14 protein-coding genes are annotated in these 21,079 nt (G+C 37.3%); 1 reads left to right on the top strand and 13 read right to left on the bottom strand.

Going from position 1 to position 21,079, the window contains the following annotated elements:
• Positions 1-2 precede the first annotated feature (2 nt).
• The 4 genes from IWC72_RS09005 to IWC72_RS08990 form a co-directional block, all read right to left on the bottom strand.
• A complete protein-coding gene (locus tag IWC72_RS09005) occupies positions 3-3,308 on the bottom strand; it encodes an efflux RND transporter permease subunit (RefSeq protein WP_194529543.1) in 3,306 nt (1,101 codons plus the stop codon).
• Positions 3,308-4,444: an efflux RND transporter periplasmic adaptor subunit gene (locus tag IWC72_RS09000; RefSeq protein ID WP_194525876.1), complete on the bottom strand. Its 1,137-nt coding sequence runs from the start codon at positions 4,442-4,444 to the stop codon at positions 3,308-3,310. The genes IWC72_RS09005 and IWC72_RS09000 overlap by 1 nt, the downstream gene beginning before the upstream one ends.
• Before the next feature lie 172 nt (positions 4,445-4,616).
• Positions 4,617-5,489 (bottom strand): leucine-rich repeat domain-containing protein, encoded by an 873-nt coding sequence (locus IWC72_RS08995; protein WP_194525875.1) that lies wholly within the window; start codon positions 5,487-5,489, stop codon positions 4,617-4,619.
• 182 nt (positions 5,490-5,671) lie between these two features.
• The gene (locus IWC72_RS08990; protein ID WP_194525874.1) at positions 5,672-7,582 is read right to left on the bottom strand and encodes an ABC-F family ATP-binding cassette domain-containing protein; all 1,911 of its coding nucleotides are present in this window, start codon (positions 7,580-7,582) and stop codon (positions 5,672-5,674) included.
• A 134-nt stretch (positions 7,583-7,716) separates the two neighbouring features.
• Here IWC72_RS08990 and IWC72_RS08985 point away from each other — a divergent pair, with 134 nt between their 5' ends.
• Complete coding sequence (locus tag IWC72_RS08985; RefSeq protein ID WP_194525873.1) at positions 7,717-8,133, top strand: DUF983 domain-containing protein; 417 nt, start codon at positions 7,717-7,719, stop codon at positions 8,131-8,133.
• On the opposite strand, the gene IWC72_RS08980 is transcribed toward IWC72_RS08985, so the two are convergent.
• From IWC72_RS08980 to IWC72_RS08940, 9 genes are all read right to left on the bottom strand, one after another.
• Positions 8,111-9,163, bottom strand: a complete 1,053-nt coding sequence (locus IWC72_RS08980) for an NAD(P)/FAD-dependent oxidoreductase (RefSeq protein ID WP_194529542.1) — start codon at positions 9,161-9,163, stop codon at positions 8,111-8,113. The genes IWC72_RS08985 and IWC72_RS08980 overlap by 23 nt on opposite strands.
• A 92-nt stretch (positions 9,164-9,255) precedes the next feature.
• Positions 9,256-10,158: a type IX secretion system ring subunit PorN/GldN gene (gene porN, locus IWC72_RS08975; protein ID WP_194529541.1), complete on the bottom strand. Its 903-nt coding sequence runs from the start codon at positions 10,156-10,158 to the stop codon at positions 9,256-9,258.
• Between the two features lie 59 nt (positions 10,159-10,217).
• Positions 10,218-11,780, bottom strand: a complete 1,563-nt coding sequence (porM, locus tag IWC72_RS08970) for a type IX secretion system motor protein PorM/GldM (protein ID WP_194529540.1) — start codon at positions 11,778-11,780, stop codon at positions 10,218-10,220.
• Between the two features lie 54 nt (positions 11,781-11,834).
• Positions 11,835-12,491: a type IX secretion system motor protein PorL/GldL gene (gene porL, locus IWC72_RS08965; RefSeq protein ID WP_194525869.1), complete on the bottom strand. Its 657-nt coding sequence runs from the start codon at positions 12,489-12,491 to the stop codon at positions 11,835-11,837.
• Between the two features lie 235 nt (positions 12,492-12,726).
• Positions 12,727-14,082, bottom strand: a complete 1,356-nt coding sequence (gene porK / locus IWC72_RS08960; protein ID WP_194525868.1) for a T9SS ring complex lipoprotein PorK/GldK — start codon at positions 14,080-14,082, stop codon at positions 12,727-12,729.
• Positions 14,083-14,205: 123 nt separating this feature from the next.
• Positions 14,206-15,363, bottom strand: a complete 1,158-nt coding sequence (locus IWC72_RS08955; protein ID WP_194529539.1) for a formimidoylglutamase — start codon at positions 15,361-15,363, stop codon at positions 14,206-14,208.
• Between the two features lie 107 nt (positions 15,364-15,470).
• Positions 15,471-17,984, bottom strand: coding sequence for a type I DNA topoisomerase (topA, locus tag IWC72_RS08950; protein WP_194525866.1), 2,514 nt, complete (start codon positions 17,982-17,984; stop codon positions 15,471-15,473).
• Between the two features lie 121 nt (positions 17,985-18,105).
• The gene (locus IWC72_RS08945) at positions 18,106-19,404 is read right to left on the bottom strand and encodes an LVIVD repeat-containing protein (protein WP_194529538.1); all 1,299 of its coding nucleotides are present in this window, start codon (positions 19,402-19,404) and stop codon (positions 18,106-18,108) included.
• A gap of 124 nt (positions 19,405-19,528) precedes the next feature.
• A complete protein-coding gene (locus tag IWC72_RS08940; RefSeq protein ID WP_194529537.1) occupies positions 19,529-20,809 on the bottom strand; it encodes an FG-GAP repeat domain-containing protein in 1,281 nt (426 codons plus the stop codon).
• Between the last annotated feature and the right edge of the window lie 270 nt (positions 20,810-21,079).

Below are 21,079 nucleotides of genomic sequence, written 5' to 3'. Positions count from 1 at the left end.
TCTTATTCTGGTTTCTTTAAATTGGTCTCGGATGATGTGCTATCATCTATTTCTGAACCTTTTAGTTCATCATGGGAAGCTCCGTTTAGCATTGGCCTTGGCTGTTCTGCCATATGCTCTTCCTCCTTTTGTTCTTTTATGGCGCGCTCCACTTCTTCTTTGGTAATATCATCACCCGTCTTCAACCACTTAGTAGTCACTTTTATTCTATTACTAAAAGACAAAAATAAGGGTAACAATAACAATGTAAGCACCGTTGCAAAAGCAATACCATAGGCAATGGAAATGGCCATTGGCTTTAAGAACTGTGCCTGTCTACTTCTCTCCAATAATAATGGGGCCAAACCTGCAATAGTAGTTATAGATGTTAAGAATATAGCTCTAAAACGAGAGCGCCCTGCTTCATAAATAGCATCGTCAAATTTCATTCCGTCACGGAGATTGCCATTAAACTTACTAATGAGTACGAGACCATCATTTACCATAATACCTATTAGAGCAATGATACCCAACATGGATAAAATATTCACTGGAAAATCATGGATCCAATGCCCCCAAGCTACCGCTGTTAAACTAAACGGAACGAGCAGAAGAAGCAATAAAGGCTGACTGAAACTTCTAAATGTAAATGCTATAGTAATATAAATCAGCATTAAAACAGAAAGTCCAACAACGGTTATTGAGTCGGACATTTTCTTCGCTTCCCTATTCTGACCTTCATAAGAGGCGGTCACCGTAGGATATCTTGACTGAATTTCTGGCATTACGTTCGTACGGATGTCATTCATAACATCTGTTGCGCTCGTTGTTTTCTCGTTCTTAATATCGGCAGACACTTGAATCTCACGTTGCCCTTCCAAGTGGTTTATGGCTACATCTCCTCTTTCTATGATGTACGTAGCTATTTCTTTTAAAGGCACTCGGTTGCCATCTGGCGTAGCAATACGCATTTCATCTAAATCCGTAATGGAAGAACGGTTTTCTCTATCGTATCTCACCCACACTTTAATTTCATCTTGTCCTCTTTGAAAACGTTGCGCCTGAGAACCGAAAAAACCAGCTCTTACCTGATTCATTACCGTACGAAGGTCAAGCCCTAAAAGGTATGCGTTTTCCTTTAATTGAAGTCTAATTTCCTTAATACCTGCTGGGTCATTGTCCGCTACATCCTTCAACAAAGCATTGTTTTCCAGCACCGCCTTAAGCTCTTTTTTGGCCGCCTTTAACTCTGAAATATTATTACCCAATAGAGATACAGAAACCGGACTACCACCAAAATTACCTCCAGAACCGTAAATAAGGCTTTCAACCCCAATAACCGGCCCCACTAATTCTTGCAGCCTATTCGTAACCATATCCGAACCTATAGCATCTGGTCTTTCCTCTCCTGGCAGAAGGTTTATATCTAATGATGCCGCAGAAGTTCCCGGGCCAATTCTTTTGATTGTATTTTCAAAAAGAACCTTACCCGTTCCTTTTAAATACTTTTCCGTTAGTTCTTGATTTACTATTACGGATTTCTCTTCAATTAATGAGATTATGGAATCTGTAACCTTCTCGTTAGTTCCATTAGGCATTAATAAATCTATTGAAACACGATCACTGGCCACTCTGGGAAAGAAGGCTGTTCTTACAATTCCGCCACCAATTGAGCCTAAGGTAAGAACCAATCCCATGACAAAAAAAGCGAACATTAATACTTTATACCGCAATCCAAAGCGCAAAGCGGGACTATACGCTTTATCACGCATCCAAACCATAAAGCGGTCGCCCATTTCATTGATAACCCTTAACTTGGCAAAAGCCCTGCCAATTGCCGTTTTCGGCTCCTTATCCATAGGTTTCAACGCCTTTGAATGTGCTAAATGCGCAGGTAAAATAATGAGCGCCTCCACCAACGAGACCACCAGAGTTAGAATTACGATTACAGAAACTTCACTAAAAAACTCACCTATCCTTCCATCTAAAAACAAGAAGATAGAAAATGCCAGCATAGTGGTAATAATTGCCGAAATAATTGGCGGTATCACTTCCATAGTGCCGTCAATAGCGGCTTGTACCGGAGTCTTTCCTTTTTCGTAATGCTGATAGATATTCTCTGCTATTACAATACCATCATCTACCAAAATACCAATTACGATAATCATACCGAAAAGTGACAATACGTTAATGGTAACATCAAAATAGCCAGCAAAAACGAACATCCCCAAAAAGGAAATAGGTAAACCGAAAGCTACCCAAAAAGCCAAACGCGTATTTAAGAATAACGATAGAAATATGAGTACCAAAATCATACCTACAATGGCATTTTCAGTAAGCAATTCCGTACGCTGGTTTAAAGTGATACTACGATCACTCACCACACTCAACTTTATATTGTTGTGCTTGTTATTGAAGTCCTCTATATATTCCTTTACTTTTTCTGCAGAGCCTAAAAGATCTTCTGTGTTTGTACTTGTAATAGAAGCACTTACCGAAAGGTTCCCATCAAAATAAGAAGCATTTGGAGACTCTTCAAAGCGATCTCTAATGATGGCCACATCTTTTAATCTAATTGTACTACCCGAGGCATCCGCACGAATAACCATATTAGACAGCTCATCTCCATAATAAGCTCTATTGTTAGCCCGTATCAAATACTCCTCTGCATCTGTCTTTATATTACCCCCTGTAACGAGAATATTAGCATTGGCTACAGCCTGAGAAACCTCAGCAAACGATATATTGTAAGCCAGTAAACTATTTTCATTGACCGCTATCTCTATTTCTTCTAAAGGATAACCGCTCATTTCTATTTGAGAAATACCATCTATGGTGCGCAGCTCATTTTCTACCTGTCTACCAATCTCCTTTAAGGTCGCCAACGGAATATGGTCACCACTTACGGCAAAAGTTATAGTCTCCCTAACTGCTTCTAATTTGGATACAATTAAAGGCTCCATTCCTGTTGGGAAAGATGGTACTCTATCTACGCCGTTCTTGACTTCCAAAAGCATGAAATCAATATCATACCCCTTTAATATTTCAACATTAATAACGCCACTATTCTCACGTGCCGTGGAAGTAACCCTATCTACACCTTCAAGCCCCTTAAGATTATCTTCGATCTTGAGCACAATACCTTCTTCTACCTCCTGAGGCGATGCCCCTGGGTAGGTAATATTGATTGAAATGTTCTTAGAATCTGATAGTGGAAAATAACTGGACTTCAGCGAAAGTGCACCAAAGATACCGAACACCATAAAGGCTAGAACAAAGACATCTACCGCTACGTGATACTTTATAAAATAAGAGATGATATTCCTCATTATTCTTTGGTTTTTGTATTATTCTCATCAAAAACCTTCACCAACATACCGGCATAGGCACCCACTACTGGTTTTGAAACAATAGTTAATCCGTCTGGAACTCCTTTCAGCACTACCTTTTTGTCAGAAAAATAAACGGGCTTTACATCTACAATATCGAGAATGGTATCACGTACCACAAAAACTTTATCGTCTTCAAGCAAAAGTGCTCTATCAATTTCAATAGCATCTTCTTCTTCTCTAGCATCTAGATTAGCTTCTAAATACATACCCTCTCTCAGGTTTTCATCTTTAACATCTATATAGGCCCTAATAGTCTGAGAGGCTAAATCTACGCTTCCATTTATTCGCGCTACTTTTCCGCTATAGGTTTTAGTTCCGTTAAGGTTTACCAATTCTACCTTTTCGCCAACCTTTAAGAGGTCGCTATAGGCTTTGCCTATGGCTACTTCCAGCTCATAGACATCGGTATTAATAAACTCTCCAAGTTTTTGACCTGATCTAACCAATGTACCTTCCGTAACCAAAGCTTCCGTAAGAATACCACTAAAAGGAGCTGAAATTCTATATTTTGACAGTCGTTGTTCTAAATTTTTTACGTTATAATAATTAGTAAGTATACCACGGCCAGATATAAAATACCTTTCCTTTTCATCTGTCATTTCAGGCAATGCAGGAGTACCTTTAGACATATCAAAATCCGTAAGATATTTTTGCCACTTTGGAAATATCTCAGGATAATCCAATCTTAAATCTGGCATTATGGAAGTAATTAAATTGTATAAGTTACTTTTTGCCGATTGTACACTTGCCGCATATTCCGAAGCATCTATACGAATGATAGTCTCACCAGACCTATACCCTTGCCCTGCTTTAAAAAGTTTGCTCCCCTTTTTAAACACACCCTGAACTTCTGAGTATAACTCTACTCTTTGTTTAGCACTTAAATTACCGTTTGCAGGAATGACTATGGAAACGTTTCCGTTTTTAACTGTATCTACAAAAACAGTTTTAATAACTTTTTCTGGTTTTGGTCTGGGAGTCCTTTTGCTATTTACAATTGAAATTGCGGCATAAACTGAGACTATAATTAGTACAATGCCAAGTACGGTGAGGACAATCTTTCGTGTATTCATAAGTATATGGGGCTATTTGGCCAGCTGGTTGGACTACAAATCTATTTAATAGTTTAAGCGAGGTAAGTTAAATGTATCTTAAAACTACTTTTTTTAAAATTTCCATAAAAAAAAGGGATGCATTTCCGCATCCCTTTAACCAAACTAACTATAAATTATGGAAATCTATTTTCTACTCTTCGTCTTCAAATTTAGTATCGGCCATTCTAGTTCTGCCATACTCAACATTTTTGAAATCTATCTTATCATCTTCTTTATCATAATCAAAAACCAAGAACTGCTTTTCATCCATTGATTGTAGGTTTTTGAATGAATCAAACTTGTTATTCTGAATCTGTAACACCTCTAAGCTTGCCAACTGACCAAACTCTTCTGGTACCGCTCCTCCCAATTGGTTATTGGCAAGTACAAGTTCTTTTAATTTTGTGAGTCCACCTATTTCTGAAGGAATGCTTCCTTCTAGCGTATTCTCAAAAAGACCTAAGCTTTCTAACTGCGCTAAACCACCTACTGATTTTGGTATGTTACCTTTTAAACTGTTACTAGATAAGTTTAATATTTTTAGGTTTTTAATCTCTCCTATACTTTCAGGAATGCTCCCGGTTATAAAGTTATTGAAAGCGGTAAGCTCCATTAAGCTTCTCATTCTTCCTAATTCCAACGGAAGCTCTCCTTTTATACGGTTCATTTCAATCTTCAAAACACGTAATCTAGATAATTGAGCAATTTCTTTAGGCAATTCACCTGTTATACCATTGAAAGCCAAATTCAACGTTTCTAATTTCTCAAGATCTCCAATACTACTAGGAATAACCCCCTGAAGATTATTATTAAAAAGATTGATTTCTACAACGTGATTGTTTCTAACCGTAACACCTTCCCATGTACTAACATCGGCAGATATATCCCAGCTTCTTTGCCATGACTCTCCATTAGTAGAATTATAGAGCGCTACAAGCGATTCTATTTCTTTGTTTGGAACTTTGGCCAAAACCATGTGCACCGTGATGCAAAAAAGCACTAAGTAACTCAATAGACTTTTCATACAAATACTTATTTTTTTGGTTGATAGTAAGCGTTGGGTGTAACTCACAGAGAATTACCTTACAAAAATAAGCCTAAACGAGGATGAAAAACAAAAATTATCGTCCAACCGCCCTATAATGTTGTGAAAACCTAAAATTCTGTTGTGATGACTATTTCACAACACCACTTTACGTTATAGAATTAGTAATTCTCTAGCTCCAAAGTAATTTCTTCCCATTTACCCATCATCTGTTCCAGTTGCTTTTTCTTCTTCTCATACCCATCAAAAAAGTTGGGAACAGCAATGGTTTTATCATAGTCCATTAATAGTTGATGGTCTATTTCAGCTATCTCTTTTTCAAGCTTGGCAATATCTGACTCTACAGAACTGAGCCTGTTTTTTAGTGATTTTAGTTTCTTCTGCTCTTTAAAATCGTCTGCACTAGATTTTGGCGCGACGCTTTTTTTCTGAACTTCCTGCTTTTTTTCAATCGCCCTAAAATCTTCTACTTTACGTTGATCTAGGTAATAATCTATATCACCCAAATATTCTTTTATCGCTTTATCCTTAAACTCATAGACCTTATTGGTCAATCCTTGAAGAAAATCTCTATCGTGAGAAACCAAAACAAGCGTACCATCAAAATTCTGTAAGGCCTGCTTCAATACATTTTTAGATTGAATATCCAAGTGATTGGTTGGCTCATCCATCACCAAAACGTTAAATGGTTGCAATAGCATTTTAGCCAAAGCCAGACGGTTACGCTCACCACCGGAAAGTACTTTTACATACTTTTCTACCTCATCTCCTTTAAATAAAAACGAGCCTAGAATATCTCTTACCTTACTTCTGTTTTTTTCATTAGCAGCATCAATCATTGTATCTAAAATGGTTTTGCTACCGTCTAGATATTCCGCTTGGTTCTGCGCAAAGTATCCTATTTGCACATTGTGGCCCAGCTTCATTTTACCTTCGTAGTCTAAATCGCCTACCATTATTTTAGCCAATGTAGATTTACCTTGGCCATTCTGCCCCACGAAAGCTGTCTTGCTATCGCGCTCTAAAAGAAGATTAATACCTTTTAGTACATCTTTTTCTCCATAACTCTTAGCAAGCTCATCTATTTCTGCCACAACCTTACCTGGCGTTATAGAAACCGGAAAACGCAAATTCATGACAGCATTGTCATCTTGATCCACCTCTATACGGTCCATCTTATCCAATTTTTTAATAAGCGATTGTGCCATTGAAGCTTTAGAACTCTTTGCACGGAACTTCTCGATCAAACGTTCTGCTTGCTGAATTTCTTTTTCTTGATTCTTTAGAGCGTTCATCTGTTGCTCTTTTATTTCTCCTCTCAACAAAAGAAACTCAGAATAAGGCTTGCCATAATCATAGATGCGTCCTAAAGAAATCTCTATGGTACGATTGGTAACATTATCTAAAAACATCTTATCATGAGAAACAATCACAACCGCCCCCGCGTACCCCTTTAAAAACTGCTCTAACCAAATAATAGATTCAATATCCAAGTGGTTAGTAGGCTCATCCAGTAGCAGTACATCATTGCTTTGCAATAAAAGTTTAGCCAATTCAATTCGCATTCGCCATCCACCGGAAAAAGTATCGGTTTTTTTATCAAAATCTTCACGCTTAAAACCAAGCCCTAGTAATATCTTTTCAGTTTCACCTTGGTAATTATATCCGCCCAAAATTTCGTAGCGATGGGTTATATCGCTCAAATCCACCATGAGTTGATGATAGATATCGCTTTCATAATCCGTACGCTCTGCCAATTGATGGTTGATGTCATCTAGTTTGAGCTCTAATGCCTTTATTTCTTCAAATGCTTGATACGACTCTTCTAAAACAGTACGCCCCAAAACAAAATCTATATCCTGACGGAGAAAACCTATTTTAATATTCTTCTCCATTGCAATGGTTCCCGAATCTATAGGCATATCTTTGGAAAGCATTTTTAATAATGTTGATTTACCTGCTCCGTTTTTACCAATCAGGCCTACCCGATCACCACCATTCAAACGAAAGGATATTTCCTCAAAAAGATATTCTCCGCCAAAAGAAACGGAAAGGTTATGGATATTCAACATACTTTTAAAAATTCTAGATTCAAATAGGCATCATGCCTAAATGGTGTTACTTATTGTGAAAAAATACTGTTCTTTGTAATGATCGTTACATTGAAAGAAAAGTCAAAATCGTACTTTTGCCTAAAGTTTTGCAAATGTTAAAAAAAGGAAACAAACTATACAGCATTTTAACAGGAAGTTGTCCCAAATGCCATGAAGAGAGCATGTATGAGGACACGAATCCTTATCATTTAGGCAAAATTTTTGATATGCATGAACGTTGCTCTACTTGCGGAACGAAATATAAAATAGAACCTTCCTTTTTTTATGGTGCTATGTACGTTAGTTACGGTGTAGGAATTGCTTTTGCCGTAGCCGCTTTTGTTATCAGTTTTTTGTTCATTGGTGCAAGTTTAACCACTACTTTTATTGCCATTGTTATAACCATGATAGTTTTCATGCCGTTAATTATTAGGCTATCCAGAAACATCTGGATTAATTTTTTCATTGGTTATGACGTAAATGCAGCTGCCAATCACCATAAAAGAGTTAGCGATAATATTTCTGGGTAAACCGGGCTATATCTATTTCCGGGTCCAGTGATTCATTACCTTCAACTAAAGCGTACAATTGTTTTGATACTGATGGACCTATAAGCACCCCTCGTGAACCAAAACCATTTAGCACATATAAGCTTTTGATTTCTGGGTGACAGCCTACCAAGGGCTTCCTATCCACAACTGTAGGACGAACTCCAGCTACTTGGTCTACAACTTCAAACTCAGTTTTAAGCACGCTTCTTAATTTGGCCAAAAGTTCCTCTTTGGCACTTTCCGTTGGCAAGTTCGTTTTATCATTACGTTCATAATTAGCACCTACCCTATAGATATCATTGCCTTGCGGAATAATAAATACCGATGATTTTATAGCTCTCCCTTCTTTTAACTCAGGAGCTTTTATAAATAGATATTCCCCCTTAGAACCTTGTAGCGGCAGATAATTGAAAAAGGGATTGTTTTTTAATCCAAAACCTTCGGCGAAAACAATTTTCTTTGCTGAGAACGACCCATACTTGACTCCGCCTTCCGTTTGATTAAAATTACTAAAATCGAAAGTTTCTTCAGATAATAAACCTTTAGTGCGAAGGTAATCTCTATAAGATGAAACTAATGTTTGTGTATCTATTCTTCCTGTACCCACAACCTCTCCGTAACCAAAAGGAGCATCTATACCTGGGTTGGTACTTGGCTTAATCTTTGTGTTTAAGAACTTATCCAATCCTTTTTTATCTGAAGCTTCAAACCACAAATTCTGCTCTTCAATGGAATGAAAGCGTCTATAGACCGGAAGCGTATAGTCTAATTTCACACCTAATTTATTCTCTAAGCTTACATAGAAAGATTTGGCTTCCTTCATCTGTTCCTCTGCCTGCCAAGCCAGGGTAAAACGCTTTAGAATAACAGGATTATATAATCCTCCCGCTACGATTGAAGAAGTCTGAGAAGTATCACTAATTACCTTAAAGGATTTGTTATTCTTCTCTAATTGCTCACAAAATGAAATACCTGCAAGACCGAGCCCCACAATTAAATAATCTACCATGACCCAAAGGTAAAAAAACGGCAATCAAAAAAAACGCCCCGACAAAAATTGTCAGGGCGCTTAATACTATTTGAATTGGAATATTCTTGGGTCTAGTAAGCCCACATGTCTTGTTCTCGGTCTCTAATGACCTCTTGAATTCTACCAGCTTCTAACAACTGAAACAAAGCATTATCGGTAATATAATCGTTTACTTTACGATCACCATGAACATTGTCTTCTCTATAAATTACACCGTTGAATCTTCTTGCATTCAACAACATATCAAAAGATATAGGTTGTGCAGAGTTTCTCTGGTTAAAGACTTTGGCCTCGTGCAATATATTACGCGCATCTGGATACCATACCCAGAAAAGCTCAACCTTTGCATCGCCTGGATCCATAGAGTCATCATCTATAAAGTTAACATCTGGTGCCACTGGGGCAATACCTAATAAACGATACTTTAATTCACCTTGGCGCTTGTCAAAATACCACATACCTTTTATACGGTACTCTTCAATATCTGCCGCAGTTAGGTTTCTTTTCATCACGTATTCAGGAGAAAGTTCTTCACCTGCGTTGATTTGTTCGTAACCATAATCTGTAGTATCTACTTTTTGCAATGTACTTTGAAGGTCGCTAAACTTACGTTTATCCGTAAAATAAGAATCTGCGTAAACATCTTTTAGCTTACCGTTCTTAATATTTTTCAAAATAACATCATACAACGATCTTCTGTCGTTACCAATATCAATGGTATCTGTAGGATAATATAAAGGGAAATTTACCCTTTCATCAAGATCTATAACTTCCCAAACGGTCTTAGACCAAAGAATGTCACGATCATCTACATAACCATACTCAAGGGGAGCATCATTGTCCAAAGCTTTTTGAGCTTCGGTCTTAATGCCTATTTCCTCTGGCTTTTTGGCGTTCAATATGTTCGCCTGGGCCATCATGGAAACTGGCAACAATGTTACTGCACCAATTACTAAAGCATTTTTCCAATTCATGTTTGTAAAATTTTAAATTACCGAGCGATCAAAAGACCGCTCGGTTATACTAGTTGTTATTAGTTTGTAATCTCCACTACAACCGGAGATACTTTCTTCAATTTATAACTCTTGTTATTTGTAATGTAAGCCTGTACGTCAAATATCTGAACAGCATCACCTCTCTTAGCTCTCTTAAGGGCAGATTTAGCGTTAGCGTTCAATTTGTTACCGTTAACACTTACAGTAGGCTGACCAGGAACTTTGAATTTAAATCCACTTACTTTAAGATTCAAGTCAAAATCAAAATCTTCCAACATTGCACCAATAGTAGCAATCTCCATGTTAGACCTAGGCATTTTAGCGCTACCTGTCTGCTTACTAACAGAACCTGCAGGTCTTGGAATATCTTTAATTCTGAATTTATTGCTAAAAGGACCTACCTTCGTACCATCACTTGTAGTACCAGAGGCAGTAATTGTAACTTCACGACCTTTACCAGGAGTCATAGTATAACTACTTCCTTGACGTCTCGATAAACCAGTTGCATTCGCATTAACCTTATTATCTGCTATTCCCGGTATGGTAATCGACATTGGATTAGCCACACCACGGTAAACAACGTTCATCTTATCAGCAGCAATCAAAGCAGCATTAGGCTTATTTATAGTTGCAAAACTGTTTTTTACAGGAACTGGAACCTCTTCACCATCTTGCTTAAAGTACAATGTACCTTCTACAGTATGATCTCCGGGAGAACCTGCTCCAATTAACATCTTAACACCACCAGCTTCTAATTTATAATCAGAACCTTCAGAAAGTTTTCTTCCGTCTAAAGTTAATTCAGCTTTTACAGGAGTTGAAGAATTATCAGTTTTACTAATGATGATCTTACCATCATACGGCTCATTAGAATAAAAAGCAGATTTACTTGCCTGCAATGATGTTGCAAAATTCTTAAGCGATACTTGGCTCGTTAACTCACCTTCCAACATTCTTTTAAGAGCGTCTTCTTCCGTAGCTTTTACGTCTGCTTGAAGCGCCGTAAGTTTAGCTAAAGAGGCTATTAAAGGGTAACCTTCATAGTGGTAATTGATCCAATCTTGCTTACTACCATCTCTTTTTAATTCCTTACCGTTTTCATCGCCGGTAGCGAAACGAGAGTTTACAGATTCTTTCAAATCTTTTGGTACAATAGCCGCAACCTGTGTGCGGTAATCATTAATTCTACTCATGAATTCTTTTCCACCTTCCGATAGATTGTCTCCTTGAAAGAATTGTTGATCTAAGAAGTCAGAGTTATCCATTTTCGCATAGTCCGTAGCATCTTCTAAACCTTCTGTCATGCCTTGTTTAAGGCCTTCTAGATAGTCATAATACTCTTGTGACATCTGCTTGATTTTCTGCGCATCTTTATAAAGCTTTCCGTATTTCTCGGAATCTTCTCCAGCTTTAGTTTCTAGACCACTCAAGAAAGCTAGGTTACTTTCTGTAGTCTTTACGTTAGAAGTCTCCATCTTTTCGTTCATTATCCCGAAAGCTGCAAGTACTTCTTTGCTCATGTTTAACGCCAGCATAGCGATGAAGATCAAATACATTAGATTGACCATCTTCTGACGTGGTGTTGCTTTTCCTCCTGCCATGTTTTTTTAATTAGATTTGATTAATTATTTGATTTGGGGTTAACTAATCTCTAATTAGTTTCTTGTCATTGCAGTCAACATACCACCATAAACTCCATTTAATGAAGAAAGGTTAGTTGCTAAAGACTCCATTTGATCTTTAAGGGCTGATGCATTTTGAACAACTTCTTCATTAACAGAAGCTTGTTTGCTAGCACTTTCTAACTGTACTTTATATAAACTGTTCAAAGATTCCATTTGAGAAGCAGCTTGAACCATTTCATCAGAATACTTTCTTGTAGATTCCATAGCGTCAACCGTTGGAGCAATACCTTTAGCTGCACCTTCGAAGTTACGAATACTAGAACCAAGGCTTTCCATTAGGTTAGCGTCAACACCAGCTTCTTTTAATAACTCGTCTAATTTACCAGACAATGAGGCTTCTGCTTCTTTGATTTCTTGAGCTTCGTTGCTTCTTGCAATTCCTGCTGAAGCACCACCAGCTAATTCTGGGTATACTAAAGACCAATCGTACTCGTCATCTACTGGTTCAAATGCACTAATTGCAAAAATAAGCGCTTCTGTAATAAGACCTATTGCTAGTAGAATACCACCATTAAGGGGTCCTAACTCCCAGTGAAGAATCTTGAACAATGCACCAAGAATTACTACCGATGCACCAAGGCCGTAGGCCATGTTAAATAATTTCTTTGTTGATTTTGACTGTGCCATAATTTAAGGTTTAATTTGAAATTTAATGTTAATAATAAAGATTTGGTTTACTCTTTTGACTTGTTTTATCATCATCCTCTATGGCTAGAAGAATCTGATGGTGTATTTGTATTTGTGTATTTAAAATTTTTACTAAAGTAGTACTCCGACTTGATTTTTAAAATACTACCTAATTTGTATTTATTTCTACTGGTTTTCAAGTACTGTAGGTTATACTTTAGGCCAATATTGCTTTTTATTGTGTTGAATCTTCTTCACCCATGTAATCTTGTACAGTTCTAAAGCCGATGTAACTACGAGCAGAATCTGCATATTCGTAATCTCTTGTACTTACCTGTAGAAAGTAAGCAACATCTTTCCAAGAACCACCTCGGATAACTTTTCTAGCATTTGCCCCATCGCCACCGTTAGGGTTCATAGTAGAAACGAATTCGTACGAGTTAGGGTCATAACTAGAGTTGGTCCATTCAGACACATTACCAGCCATGTTATACAGGTTAAAATCGTTAGGCTCGTATGATTTTGCTTCTACAGTGTATAAAGCTGCATCAGCTGCATAATCTCCTCTTTGTGGTTTAAAGTTTGCCATAAAGCAACCTGTGTCACTTATTACGTAAGGGCCACCCCATGGGTACGTTCCTCCTTCAATGCCTCCTCTGGCAGCATATTCCCATTCAGCTTCAGTAGGTAACCTGAACTGGTTTACAAATTGCTTGCCTTTACTTTTCTGATCGTCGTTTTTGAATTTTGTTCTCCAGTTACAGAATGCTCTTGCTTGTGCCCAAGAAACACCTACTACAGGATATTCGCTATACGCATCATGCCAGAAATAATCATTGTGCATTGGCTCGTTGTACGAATATTCAAAATCACGAATCCAAACCGTTGTATCAGGATAAATTTCTAATTCTTCCTGACGGATAAAATCTTTTCTACTTCCAGTTCTAGAACGGGCCGCAGCTTCAATATCCATCCAACTATACTTGTACTTCAATTTTGTAACATCAACAGTACGTTGCCCATTGTACGACTCTTCTTCAGGAATGTACAAAGAATCCATAACCTCAGTATAATACTCATCTGGGTAATCTGAAATATCCCAAACAAGATCTTGGTCTTTGTTCAACGCACGACCTTCAAAACCAGTTTCGCCCATGCCGGCATAATTATCCAACATGTACTTATCGTAAGCTGAAAGTTTTGTCGTATCTGCATCTTTAAATGCGTACTCTCCAATACCTTCATCTTCTGGTCCTAAACCAAGTTCGTCCGCCAATACGGCTAAGCGTGTTCTTGTTATGGAATCCTGTACCCATTCTACGAACTGGCGATACTCACTGTTTGTAATCTCAGTATCATCCATATAGAACGATCTGACCGTTACGGTCTTTGTTGGTGCGTTCAGAACTTTAGCCTGGTCCTCTTCGGATTTACCCATGATATAAGAACCTCTTGGAATGAGCTCCATCCCATAAGGTTTCTCAGGATACCACTTCTTTCCTTGGGCCCCGACTAGCTCTCCCTTTGTCTTTGATCCGCAACTGCTGAGCAAAAAAACAAACGCTATAGATGATAACAATAGCTTTTTCATACTTTAGGTTAAATTTCGATTCTGGTTATAAACTGCAAATACTATGATTTAATTCTACACTCTAAAACTGCGATTTAATTAAATTATTGTATTGAAAGCAATTATACTATATTTTTTTTCAACTCAATTAAAACCTTTTTTATAGGCCTTGAACCACCGTTCAGGAATGTTTTGGTCGCACGCTTCCAAATAGTCCTTTTTAGTGCATGGTAATAACGCCGATGAATTTGATTTAGTATGCGGCGTTAGAATAGAAGGAACCTCTACCCACCACCTATTTGTAAGGTGACTCTTGTGAAAGGTAAGCTCTTCGGTGTCTGTAGGAACAATATACTTTGTAAAGTTCTCACTGCTCTCAAAGGGCGATTCGTTTCTTCTAAAATTGTAACCTTCGATGAAATACCAAATTATCTGGGCCATTAGCTGACAGGATTGATTGGTATTTTCCATTTCATAGATACCAAAAATACTTACTTTATCACTAATTCCAGAATATCTAGCTATGGCACATATCTCTCTTCCTGTAAATCCGTTCGGCGAAAAATTATCCGATAACCCTATTTCACTGGCTCTTACGGCACGCGCATCCATACTTATCATATGGGCATTACGCAATACAGGTTCTGCCAAAGAAATATCCGACCCCAACTCTCCCAAACGATACGCATCAAAGAACAAACGCTCCATTAAATCTATTTCTTCCTGTGCATTGAAATAGCTCTGATACCCTATATTGGAGAAATTAAATAGATTATTGGGCTTATCCGTTATGATTTTACTCATATATGAATGCGATGAAATAAGCTCATCATCCATACCAAAATCGAACCTACTGTCTACAGCTACCAGATTAACTAAATCAACAATACCGTCAAAAGAACGATAAGCTGGGTAGGTAATATCTTGGGTTGCTCCAATTATAACGGGAATTATTTTTTTCTTAAGAAGCGTCGATAGCGTATTCTTTACAACAAAATAGGTATCCTCTACTGTTGCACCTTCTTCAATATCACCCATATCGGCCAATTGAGAATTCCAATTGCCTAACAATAACTTGTAAAGCTGAATCCGAATATCAGAAACATCTAATTTCTCAGTTTTCTTTTCGAATGCGTTTCTCGATTCTTTGACCCCTAAAATGGCTATGGAAACATTTTCTAAGTCAGGAAGACCATCTCTTTTATTGTGTATTCTCGTGTGCTTGCCCAAAGATTGAGCAGCAAATAGTTCACAGTGGGCCATTACCTTATCTTCTACTGGAACTAAAAAATCAAATGCCATTTATTTTGAAAGATTATTTGTGTTTAAATCATAGAGACGCACCATATGCGTCTCTAATCTCTATGTTATATACGACTAACCCTAACCAAACTGACATAACATGCCTCTTATTTTTTGGCTTTAGGCTTCGCTTTTGGTTTTGCTTTAGGCTTCGCTTTCGCTTTTTTCTTAGGAGTTTTTTGTTCTATCAGCTTCTGAGCCTCTTCTAAGGACATTTTTGTAACATCCACCGTTTTGGCCAACTCTACTTTTATCTTACCTTTTAGAACATTATGCCTGCCCCATCTCGCTTTTTCAATCCGGATGCCTTCCTCTGGCCAATTCTGGATTACCTTATCTATCTCCTTCTGCTTTTTGATTTCTATCAACTCAATAAGATCAGCTTCGGAAAGATTATCAAAATCGTACTTCTTGTTTACATTGATAAACATACCATCCCATTTAATGAACGGTCCAAACCTACCCGTACCTTTAGTTACCTCTTTATCTTCATAATGGTAAATAGGTGCATCGGCCTTTTGTTTTTCTTTGATCAACTCAACAGCTCGATCAAAATCTACATCAAAAGCACTTTCATCTTTTTCTAATGAAACAAACTTCTTACCGAAACGCACATAAGGACCAAATCTACCAACATTAGCCTCCACCTCTTCTCCTTCATAAACCCCTAATTTTCTAGGGAGTTTAAAAAGTTCCATGGCCTCATCATACGTTATGGTAGTCAACGACTGGTCTGGTAAAAGACTTGCAAACTTTGGTTTTTCTTCATCATCTACAGTACCCATTTGAACCATTGGCCCAAAACGACCTAATCGAACAGAAACTTGACGCCCACTTTTTGGATCTTCACCCAAAATACGCTCACCACTTGCACGATCCGCATTTTCTTGAACATCTAGTACATTAGGATGAAAATCTTTATAAAAATCTTTCATCACTTTTTGCCAATCCTCATCTCCTTCAGCTATCTCATCAAAGTTTTCTTCTACTTTAGCCGTGAAGTTATAATCAAGAATAGTAGCAAAGTGACTGACCAAGAAATCGTTTACAATCATTCCTATATCCGTAGGAACAAGCTTACCCTTATCCGAACCTACCATTTCAGAAAGCTGTTTCTCTTTTACAACACCTGTCTCTAAAAGCAATTGCACATATTTCCGCTCCGTCCCTTCTATGGTTCCTTTCTCTACATACCCTCTATTCTGAATAGTAGAAATAGTTGGCGCATAGGTTGACGGTCTTCCAATACCCAACTCTTCAAGTTTCTTAACCAAAGAAGCTTCTGTAAAGCGATATGGTGGTCTTGAAAAACGTTCGGTAGCGGTTATATATTTATTCTGCAAAGCTTCTCCGACTTTCATAGCCGGAAGCATACCTTCTTGTTCTTCAGCTGTATCTTCTTCATCAAGCCCTTCCATATACACCTTAAGAAAACCATCAAACTTAATGACCTCTCCGTTTGCTGTAAATTGTTCTGAATGGGTACTTGCTTGTATTTTTACATTGGTACGCTCCAATTGAGCATCGCTCATCTGCGAGGCAATGGTGCGTTTCCAAATTAACTCGTATAATTTAGATTGGTCACGTTCTAATGATGGCGACTGATTGGTAATATTAGTAGGCCGAATGGCTTCGTGAGCTTCTTGAGCTCCTTTTGACTTTCCTTTAAAGTTACGAACCGTACTATATTTCTCTCCGTAGTTATCAATAATAGCATCTTTAGCTGCATTAATGGCCTCGCCAGACAGATTTACACTATCAGTTCTCATATAGGTTATAAGTCCCGCTTCGTAAAGACGTTGCGCCACTTGCATAGTTCTACCCACTGAAAAATAGAGCTTTCTAGAAGCTTCCTGTTGTAAGGTAGAGGTTGTAAACGGTGCTGAAGGTGATTTTTTAGCAGGTTTCTTATCCAGATTTCCAACCGAAAAATCAGCTCCTATATTTTCATCCAAAAATGCCTGAGCCTCTTCTTTTGAAGGAAATGTTTTATTCAGTTTTGCTGTAAACACACTACCTTCTAGCGTTTTAAACTCCGCCGATATTTTAAATGATGCTTCTGCAGTAAAGCCTTCAATATCTCTTTCGCGTTCAACAATAAGGCGAACAGCAACAGATTGTACTCTACCTGCAGAAAGGCCTGGCTTAATCTTCTTCCATAATACAGGAGAAAGTTCATACCCTACCAAACGATCCAAAACCCTTCTTGCTTGTTGCGCATTAACAAGGTTATAGTTTATTTCACGCGGATTTTCTATCGCTTTTTGAATTGCCGATTTGGTAATGGAGTTAAAAACAATACGCTTGGTCTTACTTTTTTCCAACCCTAAAGTTTCCGCCAAGTGCCAAGAAATGGCCTCTCCCTCGCGGTCTTCATCACTTGCTAGCCAGATAGTTTCAGCTTTCTTAGCAAGATCTCCCAGTTTTTTGACCAGTGCCTTCTTATCCTTATCGACAATATATTTTGGCTCGAAATCATTCTCTACATCTACACCCAACTCTTTGGAAGGCAAATCCGCAATGTGTCCAAAACTAGACTCTACCTTAAAGTCTTTTCCTAAAAACTTTTCGATTGTTTTTGCCTTCGCGGGTGACTCTACTATTACTAAATTCTTAGCCATGCATGGTTTGTTTGATATAACAAAAGTAATTGATTTTTTTAATTAGCTGCCATACCCTATATATTAGGTATAAAAAAACGCCCCCGTAAATAGGGGCGTTTTAAATTAGTTTTGTAGTAATTTACTCTAAACTAAAACTACTTAACAACCTGATATCGTTGTTTAAGTATTTATATTGGTAAAGCACTTTATCCCCTATCATTAATAATGATTCTTGCAATGGAATGACATCATATGTAACAATATCTTTAAAATGACTTACCAACTTTAAATCGTTCACATCTGTTTTGTCATACACCTTTAAGCCTGCATCCCCATCACACACAAAAAGGTTATCATCCTTAAAACCAATTCCGTACGGTCCTTCCAGAGGGTAAAACTTTTTTAGTTGAGGATTAACCAAATCAGAGACATCTACTATATATAGTCCACTTTCCGTACTACCACATGAATTTTCACCACGAAGGGTAACAAAAGCATAATCACCATCTACGACCACCGGGTCGCAGGCGGTACCATGAACAAACTCTGAAATATATTCCGGTTTTTCGGGGGATGATATATCATATATATACATGCCTTGGGTACCACCTATAAATAAAATATCACCTTGATTATAAACGGTCTCTATAGCACCATTAACATACACATCCTCTAAAGTCTTAGGGTTATCCAAATCTGAAATATCAAAAACACTAATACCGGACCACTCTACCGCATACAAATAATCCTGAACAATCTTAAAACGGGCCAAAGAACCACCCTGTCCCGTATCACCACTCGTGGGTGATGCAGATTCTGCACTACTGTTACTTAAATCAAAACTTACATTAGGATCGCCAACACCAAATTTTCTTTGAAGCTCTTCTGACGAAATACGCTGAGACTTTACCTCCCACCCTACAATAGCCTCTTTGGAAGCGTCAAAATCTCCATAGTCATAAAAGTCGGCCTGTGGCCAATCTACATCAAAACCAACCGTACACCAAAATTGCTGATAAATGGCCCCTTCTAAGCGCTGTACCATTTTAATAGCATTGATATCTGAAATATCCATTATTACCAGATCCCCATAACTATCCGCATACAGACGATCGCTCTTTATTGAAATATCATAATTACCCTCAAGTTTTATAAATGAAATAGGGTTAGGGTTTGATGGGTTACTATTGTCGATCACATGAAACCCGCGATGCAAATCGTTAACGAAAATATAATCTTGGTACGCATAAATTTTACCCGATTCAACCATTGGAACCGGTTCGGTAACCGCTACAGCCTCTTCTTTAAATTCACCAAGATTAGTCGTCAATGGGGTAGCAACTAAATACTCTTCCCCTTGTACATCGTCTTTATCATCTGCACAAGCCGCCAGTGTTGCTATAGCAATTAGCAGCACCAAATGTATACTCTTTTTCATAGTTTGGTTTCTTTTGGTTAAAAAACAAGATATCTCGTAATATTATCGAATAGCCTATCAATCAGATGCTAAAACTCGCATAACGTTGCGTTTGTATCTAAAAATAGCCCCACCTTAGCTAATTTTAGTCATTTGTTAGATTCTTAAGTCTTATCCAAGATATCTTATTTTCATTGGCCGATATTGATTCTTTAGGACCAAGTTTTATTCCAAAAGCTCCTACAAAAACATCAAAATCTCCATCTTTATCATAATCTGCTACATCTATAGTTTGCCAACCAATTTTTGGAGTATTAGCTATACTTGATGGCTCATACCTACCTTCTCCTTGGCCCAGCAACAACGTTATACTTCTAAAATTTTCATCTTTAAAATTTCCGAAATTAGAAACGGCAATAACATCTTTCTTTCCGTCTAAATTAAAATCTGCCACTCTTATTTTGCTTACACCATGAAAAGGATAAAAATAGGATTCCAAAAAATTTCTGTTTTTCTGGGCTAGAAAAACTCGGACTCCATGATAATTCTTTAATACTTCGGAATAATCAGCATTATCACCATTACTAACAACAATATCTAGGTACCCATCATTATTCATATCTACAGTTTCAAAATCGTTTACGCCAAAGGCTGGATGAAACTGTAAAAGCTTTTTAGAAGTAAACTTATTTCCTTCAAAGGAGAAAGCTAGTAAAGATTCTCTTTCTTGTGTAAATAACACCAACAACTCCTCTTTTCCATCATTATCAATATCTGCAAATTTTATTCTTATGCTTCCAGAAAGTTCTTTTATAACATGCCTCTGGTAAGAAGAGTTGTTCTTGTTCTCATACCAAACCAAACTACCTACAGTATTTCCAAATTCACAAACCACAATATCCTCAAATCCATCATTATTAATATCGTTATACAAAAAATCTACAGGCCTCCTCAATTCATTAATAAATACATTCCCTATTTTTAATGCTCCACTTTTTTCATCTGATGGATATAATGACCCTATAGTTAATATGGATTGTTTTTCTTTGAGAAAAGAAACCTTTACAGGAGGGCTTTTTAATTTTTCTTTTTTGATTATTTGTCCATTATCATCAACTTGTATCAAAGAAGAATTTTTACCATCTCCTAAATACAGTTCTCGCGTTTTAGGATTATATTCTAACATAGTAACTATTGAAGAAAGAACACTATCATAAGAAAAGGTTCTAGTTTCGAATATAAAATTCTCTTCTAAAACTGGTTGCTCATAAATTTCTATATTTTGGGGCGCTGTTAATTTATAATACATAACCAACTTTTCCCATTCTTGCTGTGTTAGTTGGGGTTTATCTGGATATACTTCTCCTGATGATCCTTTTTCATAATATTCAGGACCATGATTAGACATCCCTAGTCGCAAACCCATTTCTGGTAATGTTTGGGAGAGCCAGATATTTGAAGGCAGCAATGATGGCTCCGGGAATACATGGCATGTAGCGCATAGAGTTTTTGCCAATATTTCTCCTTCCGACTGTTTTTCCTTTGGTCTACAATTTATCAATAAAAAAAACAAAGAAATAAGTAATAAACAATTGCTGTAATACTGACCCTTAGAATTGTACTTAACTTTAAAATTCAAAAGCAACCAAATTAATTGTATTAATATCTTCCATATCAGTAAATGTAAAGGTTATTA

The sequence above is a fragment of the Zobellia roscoffensis genome, from assembly GCF_015330165.1.
In the GTDB taxonomy this organism is placed as follows: Bacteria; Bacteroidota; Bacteroidia; order Flavobacteriales; family Flavobacteriaceae; genus Zobellia; species Zobellia roscoffensis.
Note: the sequence above shows the minus strand (reverse complement) of the source record. Positions and strands in the feature narration are given on the sequence as shown.